Below are 22,092 nucleotides of genomic sequence, written 5' to 3' on the forward strand. Positions count from 1 at the left end.
AATCAGCGCGCCAGAGCGTGACTTTCACAGGCTGAGAGGGGTGTGTATGGAACGGATGGAAGATGGCTTTGGAGGGGCGCAGTCGAAGAGATGTAGGCTGCGACAGGACCGCCTGTTACAGCGGAAGGGTATGGAAGTACCCGGTAAGGTTCCCGAAGATTTGATTATGAAAGTTATAAATGACAGTTACGTCCCTCATGAATTATATGTGGAGATTGGCTGGTTCTCATAATAATCTGTACCGTGAGGCGGGAATGAACAGAAGTGGTAACACGGGAATAACTCGTCTTCTCAACATAGTTGGGGAGGCGTTTTTTATGTAGTAGGAAATTCCGTTGGAATTCCCTACTACATAAAAAGCCCTACCGGGCAGGATTCTTTCTTGATGAAATCCCGGACCGCACGCAAATATTTTATTGAGCAAGATGCCTGCGTAAGCAGACATTCCCATAGCAAAAGGAGGAAACACAATGAGCAAACCAAAATATTATATTACCACAGCCATTGCCTACACATCCGGCAAGCCCCACATCGGCAACACCTATGAGGCTGTTCTGGCAGATGCCATCGCACGTTACAAAAGACAGCAGGGCTATGACGTATTTTTCCAGACCGGAACTGACGAGCACGGCCAGAAAATTGAGCTGAAAGCAGAAGAAGCCGGAGTGACACCGAAGGAATTCGTTGACAATGTATCCGGCCAGATCAAGAATATCTGGGATCTGATGAACACATCCTATGACAAATTCATCCGTACCACAGATGAGGACCATGAGAAACAGGTTCAGAAGATTTTCAAAAAAATGTATGCAAAGGGAGATATCTACAAGGGAGAGTACGAAGGAATGTACTGTACTCCATGTGAGTCTTTCTTCACTGAATCCCAGCTTGTAGACGGCAAATGTCCGGACTGTGGACGTCCATGCGTGCCTGCAAAGGAAGAGGCTTACTTCTTCAAAATGAGCAAATACGCAGACCGCCTCATCGAGCACATTAAAACCCATCCGGAATTTATTCAGCCGGAATCCCGTAAGAATGAGATGATGAACAACTTCCTTCTTCCGGGACTTCAGGATCTGTGTGTATCCAGAACCTCTTTCAAATGGGGAATTCCGGTAGACTTCGATCCGAAGCATGTTGTATATGTATGGCTTGATGCCCTGACCAACTATATCACCGGAATCGGCTATGACTGCGATGGCGACAACAAAGATCTGTTTAACAAGATGTGGCCGGCAGACCTTCATCTTATTGGAAAAGATATCATCCGTTTCCATACTATTTACTGGCCGATTTTCCTGATGTCTCTGGATCTGCCTCTTCCGAAGCAGGTATTTGGCCATCCGTGGCTGCTTCAGGGCGATGGCAAAATGAGTAAATCCAAAGGAAACGTTATCTACGCAGATGAGCTGGTAGACTTCTTTGGTGTTGACGCTGTCCGTTATTTCGTACTTCACGAAATGCCATTTGACAACGACGGTGTGATCACCTGGGAGCTGATGGTAGAGCGTATGAATTCCGAGCTTGCAAATACACTTGGAAACCTTGTAAACCGTACCATTTCCATGTCCAATAAATACTTTGGCGGCGTAGTAGAGAACAAAGGCGTAACCGAGCCTGTAGATGATGATCTGAAGAACTTCATCCTTTCCGTACCAGCCAAGGTAGATGCCAAGATGGAGAAGCTTCGTGTGGCAGATGCCATTACAGAAGTATTTACAATTTTCAAACGCTGCAACAAATATATCGACGAGACAATGCCATGGGCACTTGCAAAGGATGAGTCCAAGCAGGATCGTCTTGCAACGGTTCTTTACAATCTGGTTGAGGGCATCTGCATGGGAACTACACTTCTTGAGTCCTTCATGCCTGAGACAACCAAGAGAATCCTTAGTCAGCTGAATGCTTCCGAGAGAACTCTTGAGGACCTGAAGACATTTGGGCTCTATCCATCTGGAAACAAAGTAACAGACAAGCCGGAGATTCTTTTTGCACGTATGGACATTAAGGAAGTGATGGAGAAAGTAAATGAGCTTCATCCTCCGAAAGAAGAGCCGAAGGAAGAGAAACCAGAAGAGAAGGTTGTGGATATTGAGGCAAAGCCGGAGATCACATTTGATGATTTTGCAAAGCTTCAGTTCCAGGTTGGTGAGGTTATCGCCTGCGAGGCAGTGAAGAAATCCAAGAAGCTTCTTTGTTCCCAGGTTAAGATCGGAAGCCAGGTACGCCAGATCGTATCCGGAATCAAAGCTTACTATACACCGGAAGAAATGGTTGGAAAGAAGGTTATGGTAGTAACCAACTTAAAGCCTGCTAAGCTTGCTGGAATCTTAAGCGAGGGCATGATCCTCTGCGCAGAAGATGCAGATGGAAATGTATGCGTAGTCAGCCCGGAGAAGAATATGCCTGCAGGATCTGAGATCTGCTAATTGTTTTTAACATCATATAATAGGATATAGAATTGTAGTGCCAGGGGCAGGAAGGTGATTTTTGCTCCTGGTATTATGCTATCTGGATACAAGGAATAAATATGGAAAATAAACTGAGTCATTTTGACGAAAACGGCAATGCTGTTATGGTAGATGTATCGGATAAACCAGTCACCCATAGAACTGCTGTTGCCACTGGTTCTATCCAGGTTGGCGCAGAAATTATGGAGCGTCTGACAGAGGGTACCGTAGCCAAAGGTGATGTTCTGGGGGTTGCCAGAGTTGCAGGAATTATGTCTGTGAAGCACACCTCCGACCTGGTGCCAATGTGTCACCCCCTTCCCGTCACCAAATGCACCGTGGATTTTGAACTGGAAAAAGAAAAAGGAATCATCCGCACCTTCTGCACTGTGAAAACAGACGGCAAAACCGGCGTGGAAATGGAAGCGCTTACTGGTGTACAGGTGACCTTACTTACCATTTACGATATGTGTAAGGCAATTGATAAGCACATGGTGATGACGGACATCCATCTGGTGGAGAAGACCGGCGGCAAGAGCGGGGATTTTGTATTTGAAAGGAGGATGAACACATGAAGCGAGTTGCAATTATCACATCCAGCGACATGGGATATCAGGGTAAAAGAGAAGATTTAAGCGGCCCGGCGATTAAGGAGATTGTGGAACGAGAAGGCTATCAGGTAGTGTCCATGGACATTCTGCCAGATGACCGTTCCATGCTTTCCAAAAGAATGGCAGAGATTGCAGATGAAAACCTGGCCGAACTGATTCTGACTACAGGCGGCACAGGCTTTTCTCCAAGAGATGTGATGCCGGAAGCCACAGAAGATATTACAGAGCGCAAAGTTCCGGGAATCCCGGAGGCCATCCGTGCCTACAGCATGACCATCACAAACCGCGCCATGTTAAGCCGTGCTACAGCTGGAATCCGCAAACAAACCCTGATCATCAACCTTCCTGGAAGCCCGAAAGCAGTAAAGGAAAGTTTGGAGTATATAATCGGCGCATTAGACCACGGCATTGAGATTATGACCGGAGAGGCTGGAAACTGCGCAACTATGAGGCTGCAGAATTGAGGTAAACTATGATTTTTGATACACATGCACATTATGATGACGAGGCATTTGACGAAGACAGGGATCAGCTCCTCTCCTCTATGAAGGATGGGGGAGTGGGCTGTATTGTAAATGTGTGCGCTTCCGCAGGGGGATTTGACGGAACCCTGAAGCTGATGGAAGCCTATCCTTTTGTTTACGGAGCTGTGGGCGTTCACCCGGACGATGCGGAAATTATGACCCAGGACACCCTGGACGAGATCCGCAGACTTTCCCATATGGAGAAAATGGTTGCCATCGGGGAAATCGGCCTGGACTATTACTGGCACAAAGAAGAATCCGAACATCAGCGCCAGCAGGAAATGTTTCGTGCCCAGATGGACATTGCAAGAGAAGAAAAACTTCCCTTCATGATCCACAGCCGCGACGCAGCCGAGGACACCCTGAACATTGTCCGTGACTACATGAAAAAAGATATGTCCGGCGGAATCATCCACTGCTTTTCCTACAGTAAGGAAATCGCAGCCGAATACCTGAAAATGGGCCTGTACCTTGGCATCGGCGGAGTTCTCACCTTCAAAAATGCCAAAAAACTAAAAGAAGTAGCCGCCATGGCCCCACTTTCCCAAATTGTTCTGGAAACCGACTGTCCCTACATGTCCCCCGAACCCCACCGCGGCAAACGCAACTCCTCCCTCAACCTCCCCTACGTAGCCGCCGCCCTCGCCGAGATTAAAGGAATCACCCCGGAGGAAGTCATTGCAGTAACGGAGGAGAATGCGAAGAAATTGCTATTTAAATAATATCAAATAAAAAGAGCTGGAAAACAGGCAATCTATTTGCCGTATTTTCCAGCCCTTTTGCAATCTCACATCTTATTTGGTGCCGAAAATTCTATCTCCCGCGTCACCAAGTCCCGGACAAATATAAGCTCTCTCATTCAGCTCTCTGTCCAGATGACCAACATAAATCTGCACATCCGGATGAACCTCATGAAGTCTCTTCAATCCCTCAGGAGCCGCAATCACAAACATACACTTAATGCTCTTGCCGCCATGTTCCTTAATGAAATTCACAGCTGCAATAGCAGAACCGCCAGTAGCCAGCATCGGGTCAACCATAACGATCAGACGCTGATCGATAGGATCCGGAAGCTTGCAGTAATACTCATGAGGCTCATGAGTAACAGGATCACGGTAAAGGCCAATATGACCGATCTTGGCAGAAGGAACCAAAGTAGTAATACCGTTCACCATACCAAGACCTGCACGAAGAACAGGAACAACAGCCAGCTTCTTACCGGAAATCATGGGAGTCTTGCAAGTCTCAATAGGAGTCTCAACCTCTACATCCTCAAGCGGAAGATCACGAAGTGCCTCAAAACCCATAAGAACTGCAATCTCTTCAATAAGCTTACGGAATTCATTTGTTCCCGTCTCTTTGTTGCGGAGAATAGAAATCTTATGCTGGATCAGCGGATGATCCATAATAAAAACATTGTCCATATCTGAAAAATTTGACATGATTAAAAACCTCCGTCGTGTGCTAAACTTTGTCATTGCCCTATGCAATAACAAACTCCCCTATGGGAATACTGGTAAAATGATACCGCACTTTAAGCAGAAAGTCAATAATTGTAAAAACTTGTCGCATCCCTTATACTAGTATAAGTTGTATTGGCGTTTCTTATACCAATACTAGAGCGTGTTTGAAAAAGGAGGAGCTTTATTATGAAGTTCAGAGTAGAAGGCATTTATGATGCCAAGAAGCTGGGAATTCCGCAGATGCTGATTCTGGGACTCCAGCACATGTTTGCCATGTTCGGCGCTACCATTCTGGTACCGATCCTGGTAAACAACTATTTTCACGGCGAAGGCTTATCCATCCAGGTAACCCTGTTCTGCGCCGGATTCGGAACACTTCTGTTCCACGTACTTACCAAGCTGAAGGTTCCGGCATTCCTTGGTTCATCCTTTGCATTCCTTGGCGGATTTGCTACAGTTGCAGAGCTTGATACCGGAATTTTCGCAAACATGTCCTATGGAGAGAAGCTTCCATACGCATGCGGCGGTGTATTTGTAGCAGGTCTTCTGTACCTGGTACTTGCCCTGATTGTAAAAGCTATCGGCGTAAAACGTGTTATGCGTTATCTGCCGCCAGTTGTAACCGGCCCGATCATCATCTGCATCGGACTTAGCCTTGCACCATCCGCGATCAGCAATGCTTCCCAGAACTGGGTACTTGCCCTGATCGCCCTTGGAACTGTTATTTTCTTCAATATCTGGGGAACCGGCATGTTCCGTATCATTCCGATTCTGATGGGTATTGTGGTATCCTATGCAGCTGCCCTGATCATGAATGCACTGGGCATGACAAATGCAGACGGAAGCGCCATCCTGAACTTTGCAGGCGTTGCAAGCGCACCGATCGTAGGTGTTCCGAAATTCTTCCTCTGCAAATTTAATATCACTGCAATCCTTGCAATGGCACCTATCGCGATTGCATCTATGATGGAGCACATCGGTGATATTTCTGCTATATCCGCAACTGTTGACCGCAATTTCATCGAGGATCCGGGACTTCACCGCACACTTCTTGGTGACGGACTTGCAACCTCCCTGTCAGCCCTGATCGGCGGACCTGCCAACACCACTTACGGTGAGAACACAAGCGTTCTTGCACTGAGCCGTGTATACGATCCGAAGGTAATCCGTCTGGCAGCTATTTATGCAGTCATCCTCAGTTTCATTCCTAAGATGGCAGAGGTGATCAGCTCCCTTCCGTCCGCAATCATCGGCGGTATCAGCTTTATCCTTTATGGAATGATCTCTGCAGTCGGTGTACGTAATGTAGTTGAGAATAAGGTTGACCTGACACGTTCCCGTAACCTGGTTATCACAGCCGTTATCCTGGTATGCGGACTGGGTGTTTCTGATGGTCTTACCTTTACAATTGCAGGCGCTCACATCACTCTGACAGGCCTTGCACTGGCAGCAATCGTTGGAATCGTTCTGAACGCAGTTCTTCCGGGAAATGATTATGTATTCGAGAGCGGAAAGAAAAAAGAAGAATATGAAGACGACTGATTAAAGAAACATAAGCAGTAATTATAACAATTTTATAAAGCCTCCGCAAAAGTCTGGATGATGATCGGACTTTTGCGGAGGATTTTTGTATGGTGCTGGCCGGGAAGCCTGTTCTCTGCCAGCACAGCGTATGTATTTTTAGAAGCTTCCTCCTGTGCCGCCGTGGCTGCTGTCGGAACCGCCTGTGTCGGAGGTGTCATCCTTAGGCTTGGCCGTGCGGGTAACGGTGTTGTAAAGGAAAATATCGTTTGACCGTGTAACATCCATGCTGCCGCTGCGCACATAGTCTACAGCGCTTTCCTGGCTGCGCACGGACTTCAGCTGAGCCCTCATTCCCATGGTACAAAGCAGTGCCAGAACAAAGCCAATGGCAATGGAGATGGGAATCCACATAAGAGAAAATGGTTCTTTGGGAAGGGTAGAAGCATCATATGGCTCTTCCGTGGCTGCCTGTTCCAGGAACATCTCACACTGGTCGGCAAATTCGTTAAAGGCTCCGGCAAAGTCCTCGTCCTTTAATTCCGGCTGAACCTTTTCTTTCAGATAATCCAGGCCATCCTGATTGAAAACAGTCATGCCATAGCCGTGAGTGGTAATGTGCCATTCCCGGTCGCCAATGCTGACCATAAAGAGGATGCCGTCGTAATCATCACCTAGTCCATAATAATTGTCATCATAGAAGGTGTCGGTAAATTTGTTCATGGCCACGCCGTCTGTGGACTGTACCGTAGCTACTGCAACGTCAAAATCGTATTCCTCACTTAAGGAATCCAGTCTGTCAAGAAGCTGGGACTCTTCCTCATCGGTAAGAAGGTCGGCCGCGTCATAAACCCTGGGAAGAAATTCGTAATTATCATCGGTCTCTGCCTGAACAGTCAGGGCAGCAGGAAAAAGGCTTCCCACGCTGAGGGCGGCAGCCAGCATAACTGCAAAAGATTGTTTTTTCATGGCGCATCCCTCCTTATAATGTATGAACCAGCCATGCGATCACATAGGCGGCTACAGAAAAACCAGCAGTCAGACCAAGGAGCCATTTGGTAAAAATACTTTTGTCTACAGGTAGGTTTCCAACGAATTTGCCAGTCTGGCCGTTCATTCCGAACAGATAATGATTTCCTTTCCAGGTGGTGGAAAGCAGCCACACAGGAAACAAGGCGTAGTGGGTTTTGCCCCCGTGAAGCTGGATATGGGAATCTTCCGGTGTGACGGTGTCATATCCGTTTACTGTAGAGCGAAAAGCGTCTTCCGCAGCTCTTCGCACACGCTGGTTGGCACGCTCTACAGATTCTTCTGCGGAGACATCGTACTTGTCAGCAACGTAGCCTGCCAGGTAAGGTGTCTGGAAATCTACAGCTTCTGAAATTACATAAGGTTCCAGAGATTCTGTAAGGTCATTGTCAATCTTGGAAGAGCCGTCTACAGGAATCTGGTCGAAACCGATATTTCCGGCGCGGAAAACAGAGTAGTGGCTGGTTTCCGTATAGTCATACTCATCATCGCTCCAGAAACGGGTGCGGGTGGCATGATAGCGGATATCTGCAGTGGCGTCTGTGTCAAAAAGCCAGAATGGCACGTAGACGCCTTTGATCTCGTCAATATGGTTCTCTTTTTTGAAAACCTTGGGAAGAAGAATCTTGCCGTGAAGGTGCTTGTTCAGGCCTTCTTTGGCAGCCTTTTTGTCCAGCTTAAAGGGAATGATAAAGTCTGGACGCAGATCACCGGAGAATTTACCGGATATTACTACCGGGTTGCCGCAAAACGGGCAGCTGGAAGCGCCTGTGCTTTCGTCCGCAACGATCTCACCGCCGCAGGACTGGCATACGTAGACGGACATTTTGTCAGTTTCGTTTTCCTTCCAGTCTGTGCCGGAAGCATTTTCCCAGGTCATGTCATCGGCCTGCTGGCTGGCGGCAGCTTCATTAAATTCCTTAACGGTTTCCATGTCGAATTCGGTGTCGCAGTAAGGGCATTTCATCTTCTGAAGCTTGCTGTTGAACTCAATGGCTCCGCCGCAGCAAGGGCATTTATATTCAAGGATATCGGACAATATTTCATCTCCTCTCGGATAAAAATAGGATCAGTCCCGTAAAAGAGTCTGGGGAGTATCCCATCTTTTTACGGGACATATATGGTCAGTTACTGAATGTCGTTCTCATTAAACGGGTCGCCGCAGTTCGGGCAGAATTTCGGCGGATTGGTGAGATCTGCCGGTTCCCATCCGCACTTGTCACAGCGGTAGCGCGGCTTCATAGCAGGCTTTGGAGAACCGCAGTTGGTGCAGAATTTGCCTGTATTGACAGCACCGCAGGAACAGGTCCAGCTTGCATTTGCTACAGGAGCCTGAGGCTTCTTAGCGCCGCACTCCGGGCAGAAGTTGCCGGAAACAACAGCACCGCAGGAGCACTTCCACTGATCACCGGAAGGCTGGGCAGATGGAGTACTCTGAGGAGCCGCCTGCTGTGCCTGGGCTGCCTGCTGCTGTCCCATGTTATAGAGATCCTGGGCATTGAAGCCGCCTGCCATATTTGCCATATTCATTCCCATAAATCCGGTCATAGCGCCTGCAGAATTGCCTGCTGCTGTTTTCATAGCGTCTGCCTGGGCGCCTGCAAGTGTGGCAGCAGCCATAGCAGGATTGCGCAGCATTGCCATACGCTGTGCGTCTTTGATCATCTTGGCATCTTCTTCAGGAAGCGTGATCGGGTTCATGGCAACAGAGACGATCACAAGTCCGCGAAGCTGGCTCCATTTCTGGGTAAGGGCCTGGTTCATGGCATCACAAAGCTCCATTGCATGGGCAGGAAGGGCGCTTGGACGGATTCCCTGCTGGGAGATGCTTGCAAATGCTGGCTGAAGAGCGGAGATAAACTCTGTTTTCAGCTGGCTTTCGATCTGCTCTCTGTCATACTGCTGCTCGAAGTTTCCGCAAACATTGGAATAGAAGAGAAGCGGGTCTGCAATGCGATAAGAATAAACGCCGCTGCAGCGCACGGATACATCAATATCCAAACCGATATTTTGATCTACCACGCGGAATGGAATCGGATTCGGTGTGCCGAATTTATTGTCCACCAGTTCTTTGGTATTGAAATAATAAACGCGCTGGTCTTTGCCTGTGTCACCGCCGTAGGCAAAACGTTTGCCGATGGTGTGGAAGGTATTCATAATGGCATCGCCCAGATTGCCGGAAAAAATGCTGGGCTCTGTGGATGCATCGTAGGTATATTCGCCAGGCTCTGCGCAGATATCCACGATCTTGCCCTGTTCTACGATCATCATGCACTGTCCGTCTGCAACTGCGATTCCGGAGCCGCTGGTGATGATGTTGTCGTTTCCTCTGGTGTTGGAGGAGCGTTTGGAGGTGCGTTTCTGGCCTTTCACTGCCAGAACGTCATTGTCGATGGCATCGCAGTAGAAAAACTCTTTCCACTGATCTGCAAGTGTACCGCCTGCTGCTCCAAGAGCTGCTTTAATAAGTCCCATAATAGTAACCCCTTTCTTTTTTGATATGGTCTGGCTATATTCTTGCTTAGAGTTTATATGATTTTGTCAGAAAATACAAGCGACATGTGAAAAATGACAGGTTTTCGTGATAATAAGACGGAAAAAGAAAAAAATCTACAGCCTATAAGCATAGTACTGTAGATTTTTTGCATTTGAAATACTAATATTAGGTATTTTTTATTCTTCGGAAGAATCTTCTGAGCTGTCGCCAGAACTGCTCAGGTTCTGATAATATTGGGAGGAAGTGATGGAATCGGTATCCTCCACATAGTTGCCGGAAGCGTCATACATGTTGCCGTCAGAATCAAAGGTGACATCCAGAAGGGTAGTCTTGGTGGATGGGGTCACGTTCATGGACATGATCTCGTCATATTTGGTCTGAAGGTTCTCAAGGGTAAATTCATCTCCGATGGATTCCCGGACACTGTGAGCAGATGCCAGGGCGTCTGTGTATTCGGAAAGCTTGTATGGTCGGTATTCCTTATTGTCATAGCTGTAATGCATAACCAGCGGTGTCAGGGCAGCATCCTGGATTTCAATGGTGGTCTGGTCGCCTTCTACAGTTTTCTGGATGGTAAAGGTAGCCATGCCTCCAAGGAGCTGCTTCAAAGTTTCCTGTCCGGTAACAAAGTTGCCCAGGGAGTAGTAGATCAGCATGTTGTGTCCGGCGTCATCGGTAAGATATCCGTATGGCTGAAGCACGTTAGGGTTGGTGCCGATTACCACATCTACGCCCTGCTCCATCAGGAAGTTCGCCCATTCTTTTTCATATTCGGTAGGCATTGGTTCTTCTGTCTTGCCCCAGTTTGCAGAGAAAATCACGCAGTCTGCAGATGCACGGGCTGTCTGGATGGCAGCTGCCACGGCTGTGGTGTTAAAGGTATCTATCATAGAACCGGAAGAAGCGGTGCTGGAATCTGCGGATGCAGTGTCGGTACCTTCTGTGTCTTCTTCAGAGTCCTGACTGGAATCGGACTGACTGCTGTAGGATGGGAACGTGTAGTCCAGGAAAGCAATCTTGATTCCGTTTATCTCCACAATCTTTGGCGCGGAACTGGTCTGACTGTCGTGGATTCCTACAAGGGTGACATCCGGCTGCAGGGTATTCCAGTAATTCAGGGTTTCATCTAACATGGAAGTTCCATTGTCATCGATCAGTGCAGTCGCAGAGGTAACCACATTAAAGCCTGCATTTACAAGTGCGTCGCCAATCTCGGTTGGGGTTGCATATGGGGCAGTGCCGCTGACGGCATCATGGTTTGCGGTAAATGGTGTTTCCTGATTGACAATGGCAATATCTGCCGCCTGTATGTCTGAGCGGAGATTGTCATAAACGCTGTCATAGTTCCAGGCACCGCTTTCGGACTGGCCGGAGGAAAGAAGGCTTGGCTGAACCAGGTTGTCGCCTACTGCAAGTACTGTGGCAGTGGTGGTTTCCGCTGCAGCGACTGTGTTTTCCTTTTCCTTTTGTTTCTGGGCTTCTGCCGCTTTTTTCGCCTGGGCTGCGGGCTGACGGATCATGGCGTAGTCCATCTGATTAAAAATCAGGCACAGGACAACCAGAACCGCTGCTGACACCAGGAAGCTGGTCCTGGAATTCAGCCGTTCTTTATAATTTAATGGAAGATCGTCTCTTTTTTTCATAATTTCTGTCCTTTGAATGATTAATTGTAAAGTTTGAGTTTATTATAACAAACTATTATGCTTAAAGAAAGAAGGTATTCCATAAAATTTTAAAAAATTGTTACAGGACTTTGCGTTTGACAGTTCGTGTACCAGCAAGATTATTTCAAACACGCTCTAAAGTGCCTGGTTGATATATTTTTTTAGAACCGGGAATTGTACCGGGCCAATGGCGAGAATCTGCTGGTGAAATGCTTTCAGGTCAAAATCTTCGCCAAGAAGCGTTTGCTGCTCTTCTTTCAGATCCAGGAAATTCAGGTATCCCACGTAGTATTTCAGGTAATTAGCGGGCGTTTCCACAATGTATCGGTAAATTTCCGAAATCGCGGAGGCATCCCGGATGCCGAAAGCATTCAGGAAGCGGGCTGCCTGCGAGGGAGTCCAGCCACGGTAGTGGATTCCAATGTCCAGAAGGGAATAGATGCACAGGTTTACGCTTCGGTTCAGCCATGCGGCGCGAGTAAGGGCAGCAGAGGGGATTGCTTCGGATGCAGCTTGCCTCTGGGATTCCTGCGTCGTATTTTCCCGGGAAAGATACTGGGCGGCGTAATCGTAGGCGTAACTTTCCACATAGGTTGCCCAGCCCTCCACGTATCCGCCGGAGTCAATAAGATAGCGGATGTGCGCCGGATTCTGGCGGGCAAAATATACAGTCTGGTAAAGATGCCCCGGAAAGCCTTCGTGGGCCAGCGTGGTGAAAAGCTCCAGATTGCTGATAGAACGGCCGTTGTTGATATAAATGACGTTCGGGGAGCCTGTGTCCATAGGCGGTGTCAAATAAAAAGCCGGGCTGAGAAATTCCTCCATAGATTTATGTACCGTGCGGATTTCAAAGCCGACAGCCGGTGTTTCCGGGAAATCCTGTCGGATTTTTTCCTGAAGGAGATTTACGATGGTTTCGGGTTCCATAGCAGGCAGGTCTGTATTCTGGCTTTGCTGGGAAAACAGATCCGGATATTTTTTTAATAGAAGGGAAATTTCCCTGGAGTCTGCGGAAAGTTGCTGGGTAAGACGCTGCTCCAGCTGTTTTACAGGGAGATAGATGCCTACTTTGCTTTGCAGGAGATATTGGTAGTATTCTTTTCCACCGGAAAAATTGGACAGGCCTCCAGAGTTTTTTCCGGTTCCGCGCAGCTGCTCCAGGCCTTCTATCAGTTTCTGATAGGCGGGAAGGACTTTTTCTTTGAGAATCTGGCGGTGTGCCTGGTTCAGCTGTTTCTGGTCTTTTTCGGAAAGCTTTCCGTAGTCTTTTAGTTTCTGGGAAAAAATTTCAAGCATGTAATTGGAGTCTGGATCTTGGATGAAGGAGCGGCATTGCGTCTGGATTCGGTCAAGGGTTTCGTCACTCATGAAAAATCCAGTATCGGATTTTGCCCGCTCGAAGGCGAGAATGCTCTGGAAATAATCCCCTGTGGTGGTGAGCAGATTCAGGTAGTCGGTGATATCCTGATTATTATAGAAGTTATATTCTGCCAGGAGGACGGGAAGCTGGGCCTGAATGCCAAGGCTGGGGCCAAGGGGCTCCTCCAGAAGATAATGTTCCCCAAGAGAGGCTTGGGTGTGGTAGTAGAGCAGGAGCATGTCAAGGGTCAGGCGGTTGGTCTGGGAAAGCTTGGCGGGGGAAAAGGTCTTTAGTTTTGCTTCGTATTGTTCATATTGGCGAATGGCGTTGGAGTTGTCGGTGGCGAGGGTGCCAAGGGAGGCTCTGGGGCGGGAAATGCCCTGCTTTTCCGGATTTGCCAGGGAATAGTGAAGGTTCAGGACATTCCCGGAAACTTCTTTTTCGAAAAGGGATTCGGCGAAGTTCTCGAAGCGGGCATTTTCGGATATAGCATGGCGAAAGAGCCAGGGAAGGGCGATACAGGCGGAAAATATGAGGGAAAGAGCCGCAATGATAAGGGCTTTCTGCCTGGAATGGACTTGTTTTTTGAGGGTGGAAAGCATGGGGAATCCTCCCTGCCAGAGAGATTTTTACTATATTATTGAGATTTTCGGTAAAGTATGCATTTTATTTGGTCCCATGGGGGTGTAGGTGTGAGGATTGTGTGTCCAGGATGGTGGGATTTGCCAAATTAAAAGAGGGTGAGGGGAAAATGATTGGAAGATTTCACGAAATGGGGAGGGCGATGCGGCTGGCGTGAAAATTGACGGGGAAAATTTTGTGTGATATTATACACACCTGTTACGTAGACTTAATAAAAATGTAACAATTATCGCGGGAATGCGCCGCAGTGTGCTGCGGCAGCAGATGATAACGCGGTATACAGAAAAGGAACCCAGTCAATGTGGGGTATTAATTTCGAGAGGTGAATGGATGTTAAAAAATAAAATGAAGAAAATTCTGTGCGGCGTGGCCATATGTGTAACGGTATGTTCCCAGGTGATTTTTCCGCAGGCGGTATTTGCCGCAACAAAGAAAGCGGTGGAAAAGGCAGGAGAGGAATTTGTGGCAGCAATGGAAGCGGATGCTGACGAGAGTGCAGAGCTGACTGCTGAAAGTGTGGATTCCGAGAATGCGGAGCAAACTGTTGAGAGCGGTACTGCTGTAAGTGCTGATACAGGTGCAGAGGTAAGCTCGGAAAATGTGGATACAGATGTTTCTGCTGAGGAGAGTGTGGATAACTCAGAAACTGAGGAAGAGGCACAGAGTGGACCAACAGAGGAAGAACTGAGAGCGCAGATTGTGGATTTCGCCCTGCAGTTCGAGGGAAATCCTTATGTTTATGGCGGGACAAGCCTGACAAACGGTGCGGATTGCTCCGGATTTGTAATGTCTGTGTTTGCACAGTTTGGATATTCTTTACCAAGGGTGGCAGCAGACCAGTATTATCAGTCTGTTCAGAAGTCAGTAGCGGATCTGGAGCCGGGAGACCTGGTATTCTATGGAAGCGGAATCAGCCATGTAGCGCTGTACATCGGTGATGGACAGATCATCCACGCCAGCACATCCGCGTCCGGAATAAAGATTTCCAATTATGATTATGAAACTCCCGTTGGTGTGGGAACTTATATTGAATCAGACGGATTTTATGGGGAATAAAAAGATAGGGGCATTGCTTTTGGGCAGAGCCTGTTTAAATAAATACGCTTATAGGACTGGGATGAATTTCCTGGTCCTTTTTTTATCATACAATTACAGGGGAAAAATGTGTGTGGAAGTGGGATTTGTCTGTATTTTGCCGGATATTGTAAATACGATATTTTTAAGGGTTGAGTGTCGAAATATGTTGAAATTAGCAGATTGCACAAATTCTTTTTTGAAATGTGGATAGGTGAATTTGTGTGGGAAAAGTTTTCCACTTTTTGAAATCTGGAAAAACGTTGAAAAATCAAGTTATACACAAAGTTATCCACATTATCCACATGGAAAAGCATGTGGATGAGTTGATTTACATAATGAGGAGAGAAACAAATGTTTTGGTTATTGTTATGAAAATTGATTTTTCGACAAAAATCGGGAAAAATGTATTGACTTTTTTGAAATCAAAATATTATTGAATATTCACGGGAAATATCACAATTCAGGGCGTAAGAGGAAAATTATCTGACAAAAAGAACACGGTGAGAGAGGCAGTATTCAAATGAGTCCGACTGCCTCTTCACAGTTTATAGTGGTGAGACAACTAAATAAAAAAATGTGCGCTTCGTTAAAATGCTTTTATCTTTTTTTTAATCCTGTTCACATATTGCTTCGAGCAATGCAGAATCTCCCCGATTTCCTTATCCGAATACCCAGCCAGCAGGAGCCTGAAAATCCGGGAATAAACAATCGGCTTGTTTGTTAAAAGCATTTCGTAATCAAATAATGTTTCAACATCATCATATTTTTTTGTAAATCCATATTCACATAGTTTGGCATCCTCTGTTGCTTCTTCGCTGTTTTGGTAATTTCCCCTGCATAAAGCACAAAACCTACGGTAAAGGCCATTTCGGATATAGGAAACACATTCAACTTCACTATTGTAATAGCTCATACTATGTACCGCGATAAGAAATGCCAGCTTCATTTCCTGCTCCGCGTCCTCTGCATCCATATAAAACAGCTTCCCGGCGTATTTTTTGATCAGAGGTGAAAATAAAGAAATCAGCTGTTCCATTTTCTTGGGATCGTACTTTGCTTCACGTAATAAAACGCATAAATGATTCTCCATAAAAACCCTCCTTTTCCTTAAAAAAAGAAAAATTGGATTAAATGGAAACAAAAATGTCAAACTTAGTTTCTAAAAATTTTTTCAGGGATTTTTTATAGAAGTAAGCACTTATAAATAACTGTTTGAAAGGAAAAGAAAGTATGGAAATCAACACATCTTATCTATCAGATCATAATACTTACAGGACAAATAATCCAGGATACATTGTTGTGCACAATACGGATAATTTTTCAGAAGGGGCAGATGCCAGGGCGCACGCCTATGCGCAGTTTCACGGCAACCTGTCTGGCACATCGGTCCACTTTTATACGGATGATAAAGGGATTGCATACCAGACAGCAGAACTTCAGAGGGGCTGCTGGCATGTCGGGGTTAATTACGGGGGAAAGCTGTTTGGGACAGTCAACAACCGGAATTCCATTGGCGTGGAGATGTGTGTACAAAAGGGCTACGATTTTGAAAAAGCATTTGAAAACACGGTGGAACTGCTCAAAACCCTGCTGCGTATGACGGGGATTTCCCCGGAACATGTAGTACAGCATTATGATGTATGCCTGAAAAACTGCCCGTCACAGATCCGAAAGAAAAATGCATGGAAGCGGCTGCAGCAGGAGATCGGTGTCCCGGACAATGCTGCATTAGGACAGGGGCTGTATAAAGTAACAGCAGATGCATTGAACATCCGCTCAGGTCCGGGAACTGAAAATGATATTACGGGAGTGATCGAGGACAGGGGTGTCTACACCATTGTCCAGATCGAAAACGGGAACTGGGGCAGGCTTTTATCCGGTGCCGGATGGATCTGCCTGGAATATGCAAAAAAAATTTAAAAGCAGTTTCCAGACAGAAGGATACTGTCTTTTTATATAAATGTAAGTGCTTACGCAAAATAAAAAATACAGGAGGAAAACAATGAAGCGAAAAGAAGTAGTAGAAAAACGTACGGAAAATTCAAAGCTGTATGAAAACCAGGATCATTCTTTTACCAGAGAGATCTTTCTGGAAGCTGTGCATTATGAAGATGCAGACGGCAGATGGAAAGAAAAAGAGGCACTGGAATGCTGTCTGGCTGGTCATGGGGATGACAGGGCTCTGGTCTCTTTATCAAAAGACGGCTGTATGCTTTCATGGGGTGTGCAGGGTGCAGCCCACACTGTTGGGAAAAAGGCAGAAGCCGGGACCCTGTATCCGGAAATTTTTGAAGATGTGGATATGAGATGCCAGACGCTGGGAGAGAAAGTCAAGGAAGACTTTATCCTGAAATCAGCCCGTGCAGCCAGATCTTTTACTTATCTGTACCATATGAAAGGATTAAAAGCGGTACAGGATGGGGACTATGTGGCATTCTTAAATGAAAAAGGGGATGAGGTATTTACTGTGTGTGCCCCATACATGCAGGATGCAGCAGGCAGCCGCTCTGATGAGATCCGTCTCCTTTTTATCCAGGAAGATGATGCACACTGTAAAATTTCTTTTGAGGCAGATGAAAAGTGGCTGGATGCGCCGGAACGCTGTTTCCCCGTTGTCCTGGATCCGGTGACGACCACATCCAAAAAAGCAAAAGATATTATGGATGCCCATGTGGATTCCCTGCATGAAGAAGACAACTTCCAGACAAATATCTTTCTGAAAACAATGGGCGGGGACAATATCCAGAGAAGCTTTGTGAAATTTGTACTGCCAGAGATCAGCACCGGTGACATGGTGCTGAACGCAAGACTGGTGCTGGTATCCCTGACAGCAGACGGAAAAGAGAGGACAGTTAATGTGCACCGTGTTATGCAGGACTGGGATTCTTCCACGATCAACTGGTACAATAAACCTGTTTATGAGGAGACCGTCCAGGATTCCTGCAGATATACAGCAGACAAACAGAAATACATAACCCTGGATATCACAAGGCTTGTAAAAGACTGGTACCAGAATGGGAAGAATTTCGGCCTGATGTTCAAGGACGATTATGAGCTTTCAGGGTATACAAGTTTTCTTTCTTCTGACTGTGACAGCGGCTATCAGGACATGCGTCCGCGCATTGATATTACATATGCAAATTATTCCGGTCTGGAAGATTTCTGGAACTATCACAGCCAGGACGCCGGAAGGGCGGGCACCGTGCATGTCAATGACTTCAATGGAAACCTGATCCTTGAGCGTACGGATTTCGCAATGGGCGGAAGCCTCATGCCGGTTTCCCTGAAGCACGTATACAATTCCAATAACCGTAAGGAAAATCTTGGATACGGGCTGGGATTCCGTCTGAACTACCACCAGACCTTAAAAAAGGTAACGATTGCAGGAACGGATTATTACCAGCATGTAGACGGGGACGGCACAGTCCATTACTTCTATTATGACAGCAGCAAGAAGACCTGGAAGGATGAATTTGGACTGGAATTTACCCTCACCGTAAACTCCGGTACTGCGGAACCCTATGTGATCCGGGACAAAGAGGATAACCTGCTGGTATTTGACAGCAATGGTTATCTGATCAAGGTGCGGGATAAAAACAGCAATACACTTGCCATCACCTACAGCAATAGCCGTATTGCAAAGATCACGGACGGGGCCGGAAGGGCTACCAGTTTTACCTATCTGAAAGACGCAAACGGGACAGCCACAGACCTTAGCCAGATCACGATGCCATCCGGACAGACCATCGAATTTGCATACACCTCACATATGCTGACTTCTGTTACGGATATGGATGGAACCGTAATAAAATATACGTTTGCTTCCAATGGCAATTTAAGCTCTGTGGTAAACGCAGACGGCTACCAGTTGAAATATGGATATTATGGAACTGCCCCATACAGGGTAAAAAGCATTGCAGAGTATGGCGGGACTACAGCGGGAAATACACTTACACTGACTTACGGATACAACAGTACCAAATTTACGGATTCCAAAGGCCGCAGTGAGATCTACCGCTTTGATAACAGCTGTAACCTGCTCCATATCCATGACGGGTTCGGGCATGCTGCCAGCGGAAAATACACGAAGGATGGAAAACATGTGAACCGCCTTGAAAATGCCACAAAGCTTCAGTCCAACATCGTCCAGCTCCTCAAGGACCCGATCATCCAGGCGAAGACCATCGGCTGGACACCAAAGGTATATGCCGAAGGCACGGGAACCACATCTGTAAATACAGATACAAAGTACTGCATGGTTGGGAACCGTTCCTTAAAAGCGGAGTGTACTTCTGTCTCCCATGATGTGACCCAGAACGGAACCAAAAGTACGGTTAAAAATACATATACCTATACAAAGGACAGGCTTACTGGGATCAGCCACAATGGGTTCCGTTATGGTTTTGCGTATGATGCATTCGGAAACCTTACAGGAGAATCCGCAGCAGGAAAACAGATCATCGGGTATGAATACGAAGCCGCCAATGGAAACCTGCTGAAGACCACTTATGCAAACGGTGATTATGTCCGTTTTACCTATGATGGACAGGACCGTGTGCTCCTGAGCTATTACAAGCCGGCTTCCGGCAGCGAGCAGAAGCTGAATGAATACGTGTATGACCGGAGTGGAAACCTTGCAAAAGTGACCAATCATATGACCGGAAAGAGCTATGAGTTTGATTATGATTTCCTGGACCGCCTGATGCGTGCAAGGGATAACGCGGACAATTACTATGAATATACGTATGATGTCAATAATAATATGACTCGTATGTACCATGGGGCAGGAGTTTATGGAATTGCCACCACCTACAGCTACGATAAGGACGGACGGGAGATCACCGCGTCTGCATCCAAGAATTATTACCGGACAACAGAGTATGATCCGCTGGGGCGTATTGCAAACCAGCTGTGGCATACCCCTGCAGCCATCAGCGGTGTGATCTACGAATACAGCGGCAGCGGTACCAGGGAAAACGGCCTGCCGTCTTCCATGCAGGTCGGAGGCAGCAATTACGGCTATACCTATGACCAGAACGGGAACATCACCCAGTATCAGGTAAGCGATACCAATGCATCCGGTGGAACGACCAAAACCGTGACTTACCAGTATGACGAACTGAACCGTCTGATCCGTGAGAACAATCAGATCCTGAACAAAACAGTCACCTATGCTTACGATATTGGAGGAAACCTGGTCAGTGAAAAGGAATATGCCTATGCATCAGGAACCCTTCCAGCTTCCGCTTCTGTGACAAAAACAGGAACCTTTGATCCTGTATGGAAGGATAAGCTGGTCAAATGGAACGGCGTTGCAATGACTTATGACGCATCCGGAAACATGATCACAAAGGGAAGCACCAGGTATACCTGGACATTAGGAAATGCCCTTGCTGCAGTATCTGGCGGAAAGAACATCCAGTATTCCTATGACCATGCCGGACACCGGATCAGGAAAGTCGTGGACGGTGCTGTCACCCAGATGCGCTATGCTGGTGACCTGCTTGTCTCAGAGAGGACAGGAAGTGAGAAAACGCTCTGGTACCGTTATGATTCCTCCGGAAACGTGATCGCGCTGACCTATGAGAGCGAGATCTATATGTACCTTAGAAATGCCCAGAATGACATCATCGGTCTTCTTGACAAGGATGGAAAGGTCGTTGTAAGATATACCTATGACAGCTGGGGACAGGTAGTTAAGATTGAAGGAACCTTAAAAGATAAGGTGGGAGCAAGAAACCCGTTCCGTTATAAGGGATATTATTATGATGTGGAGACCGGCCTGTATTACTGCCGCAGCCGTTACTACGATCCTGCAATACGCAGATTCATCAGCGCGGATGACACACAGGTTTTAAGGGACAATCTCGATATGCTGGGTGAGAAGAACCTGTATGCATACTGTGATGATAACCCGATCACGAGAGTTGATGGCGATGGACAATGCTGGAATATTGTAGTTGGAGCTGTAATTGGAGCCGCTATGAATGTTTTGGCGGGAGGAGTAGCTGCTGCTGTAACAGGGCAGGAATATACTGTTACAGATATGATTGTTGCTGGCTTTGCTGGTGCTGTGGCTGGCGGTTTGGGAAGCGTAAAGAAACTAGCTGTTTTGAAAATAGTAGGTGCCATTGGCGGGGGCGTTATTAGTGCTGTTTATGCAGGTTTATACAGTTATAAGAGAGGGGACTCAGTGTTAGCTACTGTGGGTAATGCTAGTACAGCTTTCCTGACTACAGTATTTATAAGTAATTTAACTGGATTTGCAGATGCTTCCGAGTTTTGTGAAAAGTCTATAGCTATTGCGTGGGGAGCAACTTATGGAGTTGGAGCAAGCTCGATTGCAGCCAGCGTGTCCCTTGGAGTTTCTAATTCTGTATCACAAAATGAGATACAGGAAAAACAAGTTTATTGGGAAAAAAAGATAGGACAAGGACGGTATTTTAATGGAAGAACTGGTACTTCTGTTAATTATAACATTTGGAAAACTTCCGCTGGAGTTTTGAAAAAAAGGCCTAAAAAAATTTATAGACCTTCTAATGCATATTCTGTATAGAAGTAATTCGGATTGGAGGTATGAATGAAAATTTTATCAAAAAAACCATTTCTTGTAGATGGAGTTGTACTAATTCCTTTGATAATAGCGACATTTGCATATCCTCCAATCAGTTTGAAAAATCCTTGGATAATATTTTGTCTTATTTTTTTATTTGGTTTAATGATCTTCTTTATATTGCCACATTTTAGAATAGTAGAACTAAATCAGGAAGGGTGCATTGTATCTTGGTTTGGAGCAAAAAGGAATTTTAAATGGAAAGAACTTGAAGTGATTAGTTATGGAGAGGTAGTAAGGGAGGAAGGCTGGGAAGGAATTTTTTTCTCTAATAAAGCATTGACTCCAAAAGGCAAAGAAATGACAATCGAGAAGATTTATCTTTCTTGGAATATTTTTAATCAGTTTTTTATTATTTTTAATGATGAAAAAGAGAAAGAACAAATTATGAATCAATTGAAAGAATGGGACGTGAATGTTACCATTGACAGAGATTTTGCGCAAAGAAAAGAACATGAGCGTATACTGGAAGAAAAAACTAAAATGCGAGAAGAACGTAAAAGGCTTTATGAAGAAAGCAAAAAAAGAAAGCGGTGATATGTAAAATTTAGAATGTATACTTCCAAGCTAGTGTAAATCAAAACCACAGGGGATGGTTGGTATTTTCGACTAACCATTCCCTTTTTGTACTCTTTTTTGAA

16 protein-coding genes are annotated in these 22,092 nt (G+C 46.3%); 9 read left to right on the forward strand and 7 right to left on the reverse strand.

What is annotated here, in order from left to right; genetic code table 11:
• Nucleotides 1–470: 470 nt before the first annotated feature.
• The 4 genes from metG to H8S54_RS02605 all read left to right on the forward strand — a co-directional run bounded on the left by metG (nt 471) and on the right by H8S54_RS02605 (nt 4,307).
• Nucleotides 471–2,429: a methionine--tRNA ligase gene (metG, locus tag H8S54_RS02590; RefSeq protein WP_117852987.1), complete on the forward strand. Its 1,959-nt coding sequence runs from the start codon at nt 471–473 to the stop codon at nt 2,427–2,429.
• A 101-nt stretch (nt 2,430–2,530) separates the two neighbouring features.
• Complete coding sequence (gene moaC / locus H8S54_RS02595) at nt 2,531–3,025, forward strand: cyclic pyranopterin monophosphate synthase MoaC (RefSeq protein WP_021924547.1); 495 nt, start codon at nt 2,531–2,533, stop codon at nt 3,023–3,025.
• Nucleotides 3,022–3,525, forward strand: coding sequence for a MogA/MoaB family molybdenum cofactor biosynthesis protein (locus tag H8S54_RS02600; protein ID WP_021924548.1), 504 nt, complete (start codon nt 3,022–3,024; stop codon nt 3,523–3,525). Before moaC ends, H8S54_RS02600 begins: the two co-directional genes overlap by 4 nt.
• A gap of 8 nt (nt 3,526–3,533) precedes the next feature.
• Nucleotides 3,534–4,307, forward strand: coding sequence for a TatD family hydrolase (locus H8S54_RS02605; RefSeq protein WP_021924549.1), 774 nt, complete (start codon nt 3,534–3,536; stop codon nt 4,305–4,307).
• A gap of 72 nt (nt 4,308–4,379) precedes the next feature.
• Here H8S54_RS02605 and upp read toward each other — a convergent pair whose 3' ends face one another.
• Nucleotides 4,380–5,009 (reverse strand): uracil phosphoribosyltransferase, encoded by a 630-nt coding sequence (gene upp, locus H8S54_RS02610; protein ID WP_117853043.1) that lies wholly within the window; start codon nt 5,007–5,009, stop codon nt 4,380–4,382.
• Between the two features lie 225 nt (nt 5,010–5,234).
• Here upp and H8S54_RS02615 point away from each other — a divergent pair, with 225 nt between their 5' ends.
• On the forward strand, nt 5,235–6,590 hold the full coding sequence (locus tag H8S54_RS02615) for a uracil-xanthine permease family protein (RefSeq protein WP_021924551.1): 1,356 nt from the start codon (nt 5,235–5,237) through the stop codon (nt 6,588–6,590).
• 138 nt (nt 6,591–6,728) lie between these two features.
• Here H8S54_RS02615 and H8S54_RS02620 read toward each other — a convergent pair whose 3' ends face one another.
• The 5 genes from H8S54_RS02620 to H8S54_RS02640 all read right to left on the reverse strand — a co-directional run bounded on the left by H8S54_RS02620 (nt 6,729) and on the right by H8S54_RS02640 (nt 13,721).
• Complete coding sequence (locus H8S54_RS02620) at nt 6,729–7,538, reverse strand: TPM domain-containing protein (protein WP_021924552.1); 810 nt, start codon at nt 7,536–7,538, stop codon at nt 6,729–6,731.
• A gap of 13 nt (nt 7,539–7,551) precedes the next feature.
• Nucleotides 7,552–8,637: a hypothetical protein gene (locus tag H8S54_RS02625; RefSeq protein WP_021924553.1), complete on the reverse strand. Its 1,086-nt coding sequence runs from the start codon at nt 8,635–8,637 to the stop codon at nt 7,552–7,554.
• A gap of 89 nt (nt 8,638–8,726) precedes the next feature.
• Nucleotides 8,727–10,073 (reverse strand): SPFH domain-containing protein, encoded by a 1,347-nt coding sequence (locus tag H8S54_RS02630; protein ID WP_186900841.1) that lies wholly within the window; start codon nt 10,071–10,073, stop codon nt 8,727–8,729.
• Nucleotides 10,074–10,271: 198 nt separating this feature from the next.
• Nucleotides 10,272–11,738, reverse strand: a complete 1,467-nt coding sequence (locus tag H8S54_RS02635) for a CapA family protein (protein WP_021924555.1) — start codon at nt 11,736–11,738, stop codon at nt 10,272–10,274.
• Nucleotides 11,739–11,894: 156 nt separating this feature from the next.
• Nucleotides 11,895–13,721 carry a DUF885 domain-containing protein gene (locus H8S54_RS02640; protein WP_186900842.1) on the reverse strand — a complete coding sequence of 609 codons (1,827 nt, stop codon included), beginning with the start codon at nt 13,719–13,721 and terminating at the stop codon, nt 11,895–11,897.
• 370 nt (nt 13,722–14,091) lie between these two features.
• On the opposite strand from H8S54_RS02640, the gene H8S54_RS02645 reads away from it, so the two are divergent.
• Entirely contained in the window at nt 14,092–14,817 is a 726-nt protein-coding gene (locus tag H8S54_RS02645; protein WP_243000242.1) for a C40 family peptidase, read from the forward strand.
• Nucleotides 14,818–15,424: 607 nt separating this feature from the next.
• Here the strand turns inward: H8S54_RS02645 and H8S54_RS02650 are convergent.
• A complete protein-coding gene (locus H8S54_RS02650; RefSeq protein ID WP_186900843.1) occupies nt 15,425–15,928 on the reverse strand; it encodes a sigma-70 family RNA polymerase sigma factor in 504 nt (167 codons plus the stop codon).
• Nucleotides 15,929–16,068: 140 nt separating this feature from the next.
• On the opposite strand from H8S54_RS02650, the gene H8S54_RS02655 reads away from it, so the two are divergent.
• The 3 genes from H8S54_RS02655 (at nt 16,069) to H8S54_RS02665 (ending at nt 21,988) form a co-directional block, all read left to right on the forward strand.
• Nucleotides 16,069–16,758 (forward strand): N-acetylmuramoyl-L-alanine amidase, encoded by a 690-nt coding sequence (locus tag H8S54_RS02655; RefSeq protein ID WP_021924559.1) that lies wholly within the window; start codon nt 16,069–16,071, stop codon nt 16,756–16,758.
• Between the two features lie 82 nt (nt 16,759–16,840).
• The gene (locus H8S54_RS02660; RefSeq protein WP_186900844.1) at nt 16,841–21,394 is read left to right on the forward strand and encodes an RHS repeat domain-containing protein; all 4,554 of its coding nucleotides are present in this window, start codon (nt 16,841–16,843) and stop codon (nt 21,392–21,394) included.
• 24 nt (nt 21,395–21,418) lie between these two features.
• Entirely contained in the window at nt 21,419–21,988 is a 570-nt protein-coding gene (locus H8S54_RS02665) for a hypothetical protein (protein WP_186900845.1), read from the forward strand.
• Nucleotides 21,989–22,092 lie beyond the last annotated feature (104 nt).

This window comes from Blautia segnis (genome assembly GCF_014287535.1).
Taxonomy (GTDB): Bacteria; Bacillota; Clostridia; order Lachnospirales; family Lachnospiraceae; genus Blautia_A; species Blautia_A acetigignens.

Coding starts and splice junctions, on each gene's coding strand:
- metG (WP_117852987.1), top strand. CDS start 471: ATGAGCAAACCAAAATATTATATTACCACAGCCATTGCCTACACATCC.
- moaC (WP_021924547.1), top strand. CDS start 2,531: ATGGAAAATAAACTGAGTCATTTTGACGAAAACGGCAATGCTGTTATG.
- H8S54_RS02600 (WP_021924548.1), top strand. CDS start 3,022: ATGAAGCGAGTTGCAATTATCACATCCAGCGACATGGGATATCAGGGT.
- H8S54_RS02605 (WP_021924549.1), top strand. CDS start 3,534: ATGATTTTTGATACACATGCACATTATGATGACGAGGCATTTGACGAA.
- upp (WP_117853043.1), bottom strand. CDS start 5,009: ATGGACAATGTTTTTATTATGGATCATCCGCTGATCCAGCATAAGATT.
- H8S54_RS02615 (WP_021924551.1), top strand. CDS start 5,235: ATGAAGTTCAGAGTAGAAGGCATTTATGATGCCAAGAAGCTGGGAATT.
- H8S54_RS02620 (WP_021924552.1), bottom strand. CDS start 7,538: ATGAAAAAACAATCTTTTGCAGTTATGCTGGCTGCCGCCCTCAGCGTG.
- H8S54_RS02630 (WP_186900841.1), bottom strand. CDS start 10,073: ATGGGACTTATTAAAGCAGCTCTTGGAGCAGCAGGCGGTACACTTGCA.
- H8S54_RS02635 (WP_021924555.1), bottom strand. CDS start 11,738: ATGAAAAAAAGAGACGATCTTCCATTAAATTATAAAGAACGGCTGAAT.
- H8S54_RS02640 (WP_186900842.1), bottom strand. CDS start 13,721: ATGCTTTCCACCCTCAAAAAACAAGTCCATTCCAGGCAGAAAGCCCTT.
- H8S54_RS02645 (WP_243000242.1), top strand. CDS start 14,092: ATGTTAAAAAATAAAATGAAGAAAATTCTGTGCGGCGTGGCCATATGT.
- H8S54_RS02650 (WP_186900843.1), bottom strand. CDS start 15,928: ATGGAGAATCATTTATGCGTTTTATTACGTGAAGCAAAGTACGATCCC.
- H8S54_RS02655 (WP_021924559.1), top strand. CDS start 16,069: ATGGAAATCAACACATCTTATCTATCAGATCATAATACTTACAGGACA.
- H8S54_RS02660 (WP_186900844.1), top strand. CDS start 16,841: ATGAAGCGAAAAGAAGTAGTAGAAAAACGTACGGAAAATTCAAAGCTG.
- H8S54_RS02665 (WP_186900845.1), top strand. CDS start 21,419: ATGAAAATTTTATCAAAAAAACCATTTCTTGTAGATGGAGTTGTACTA.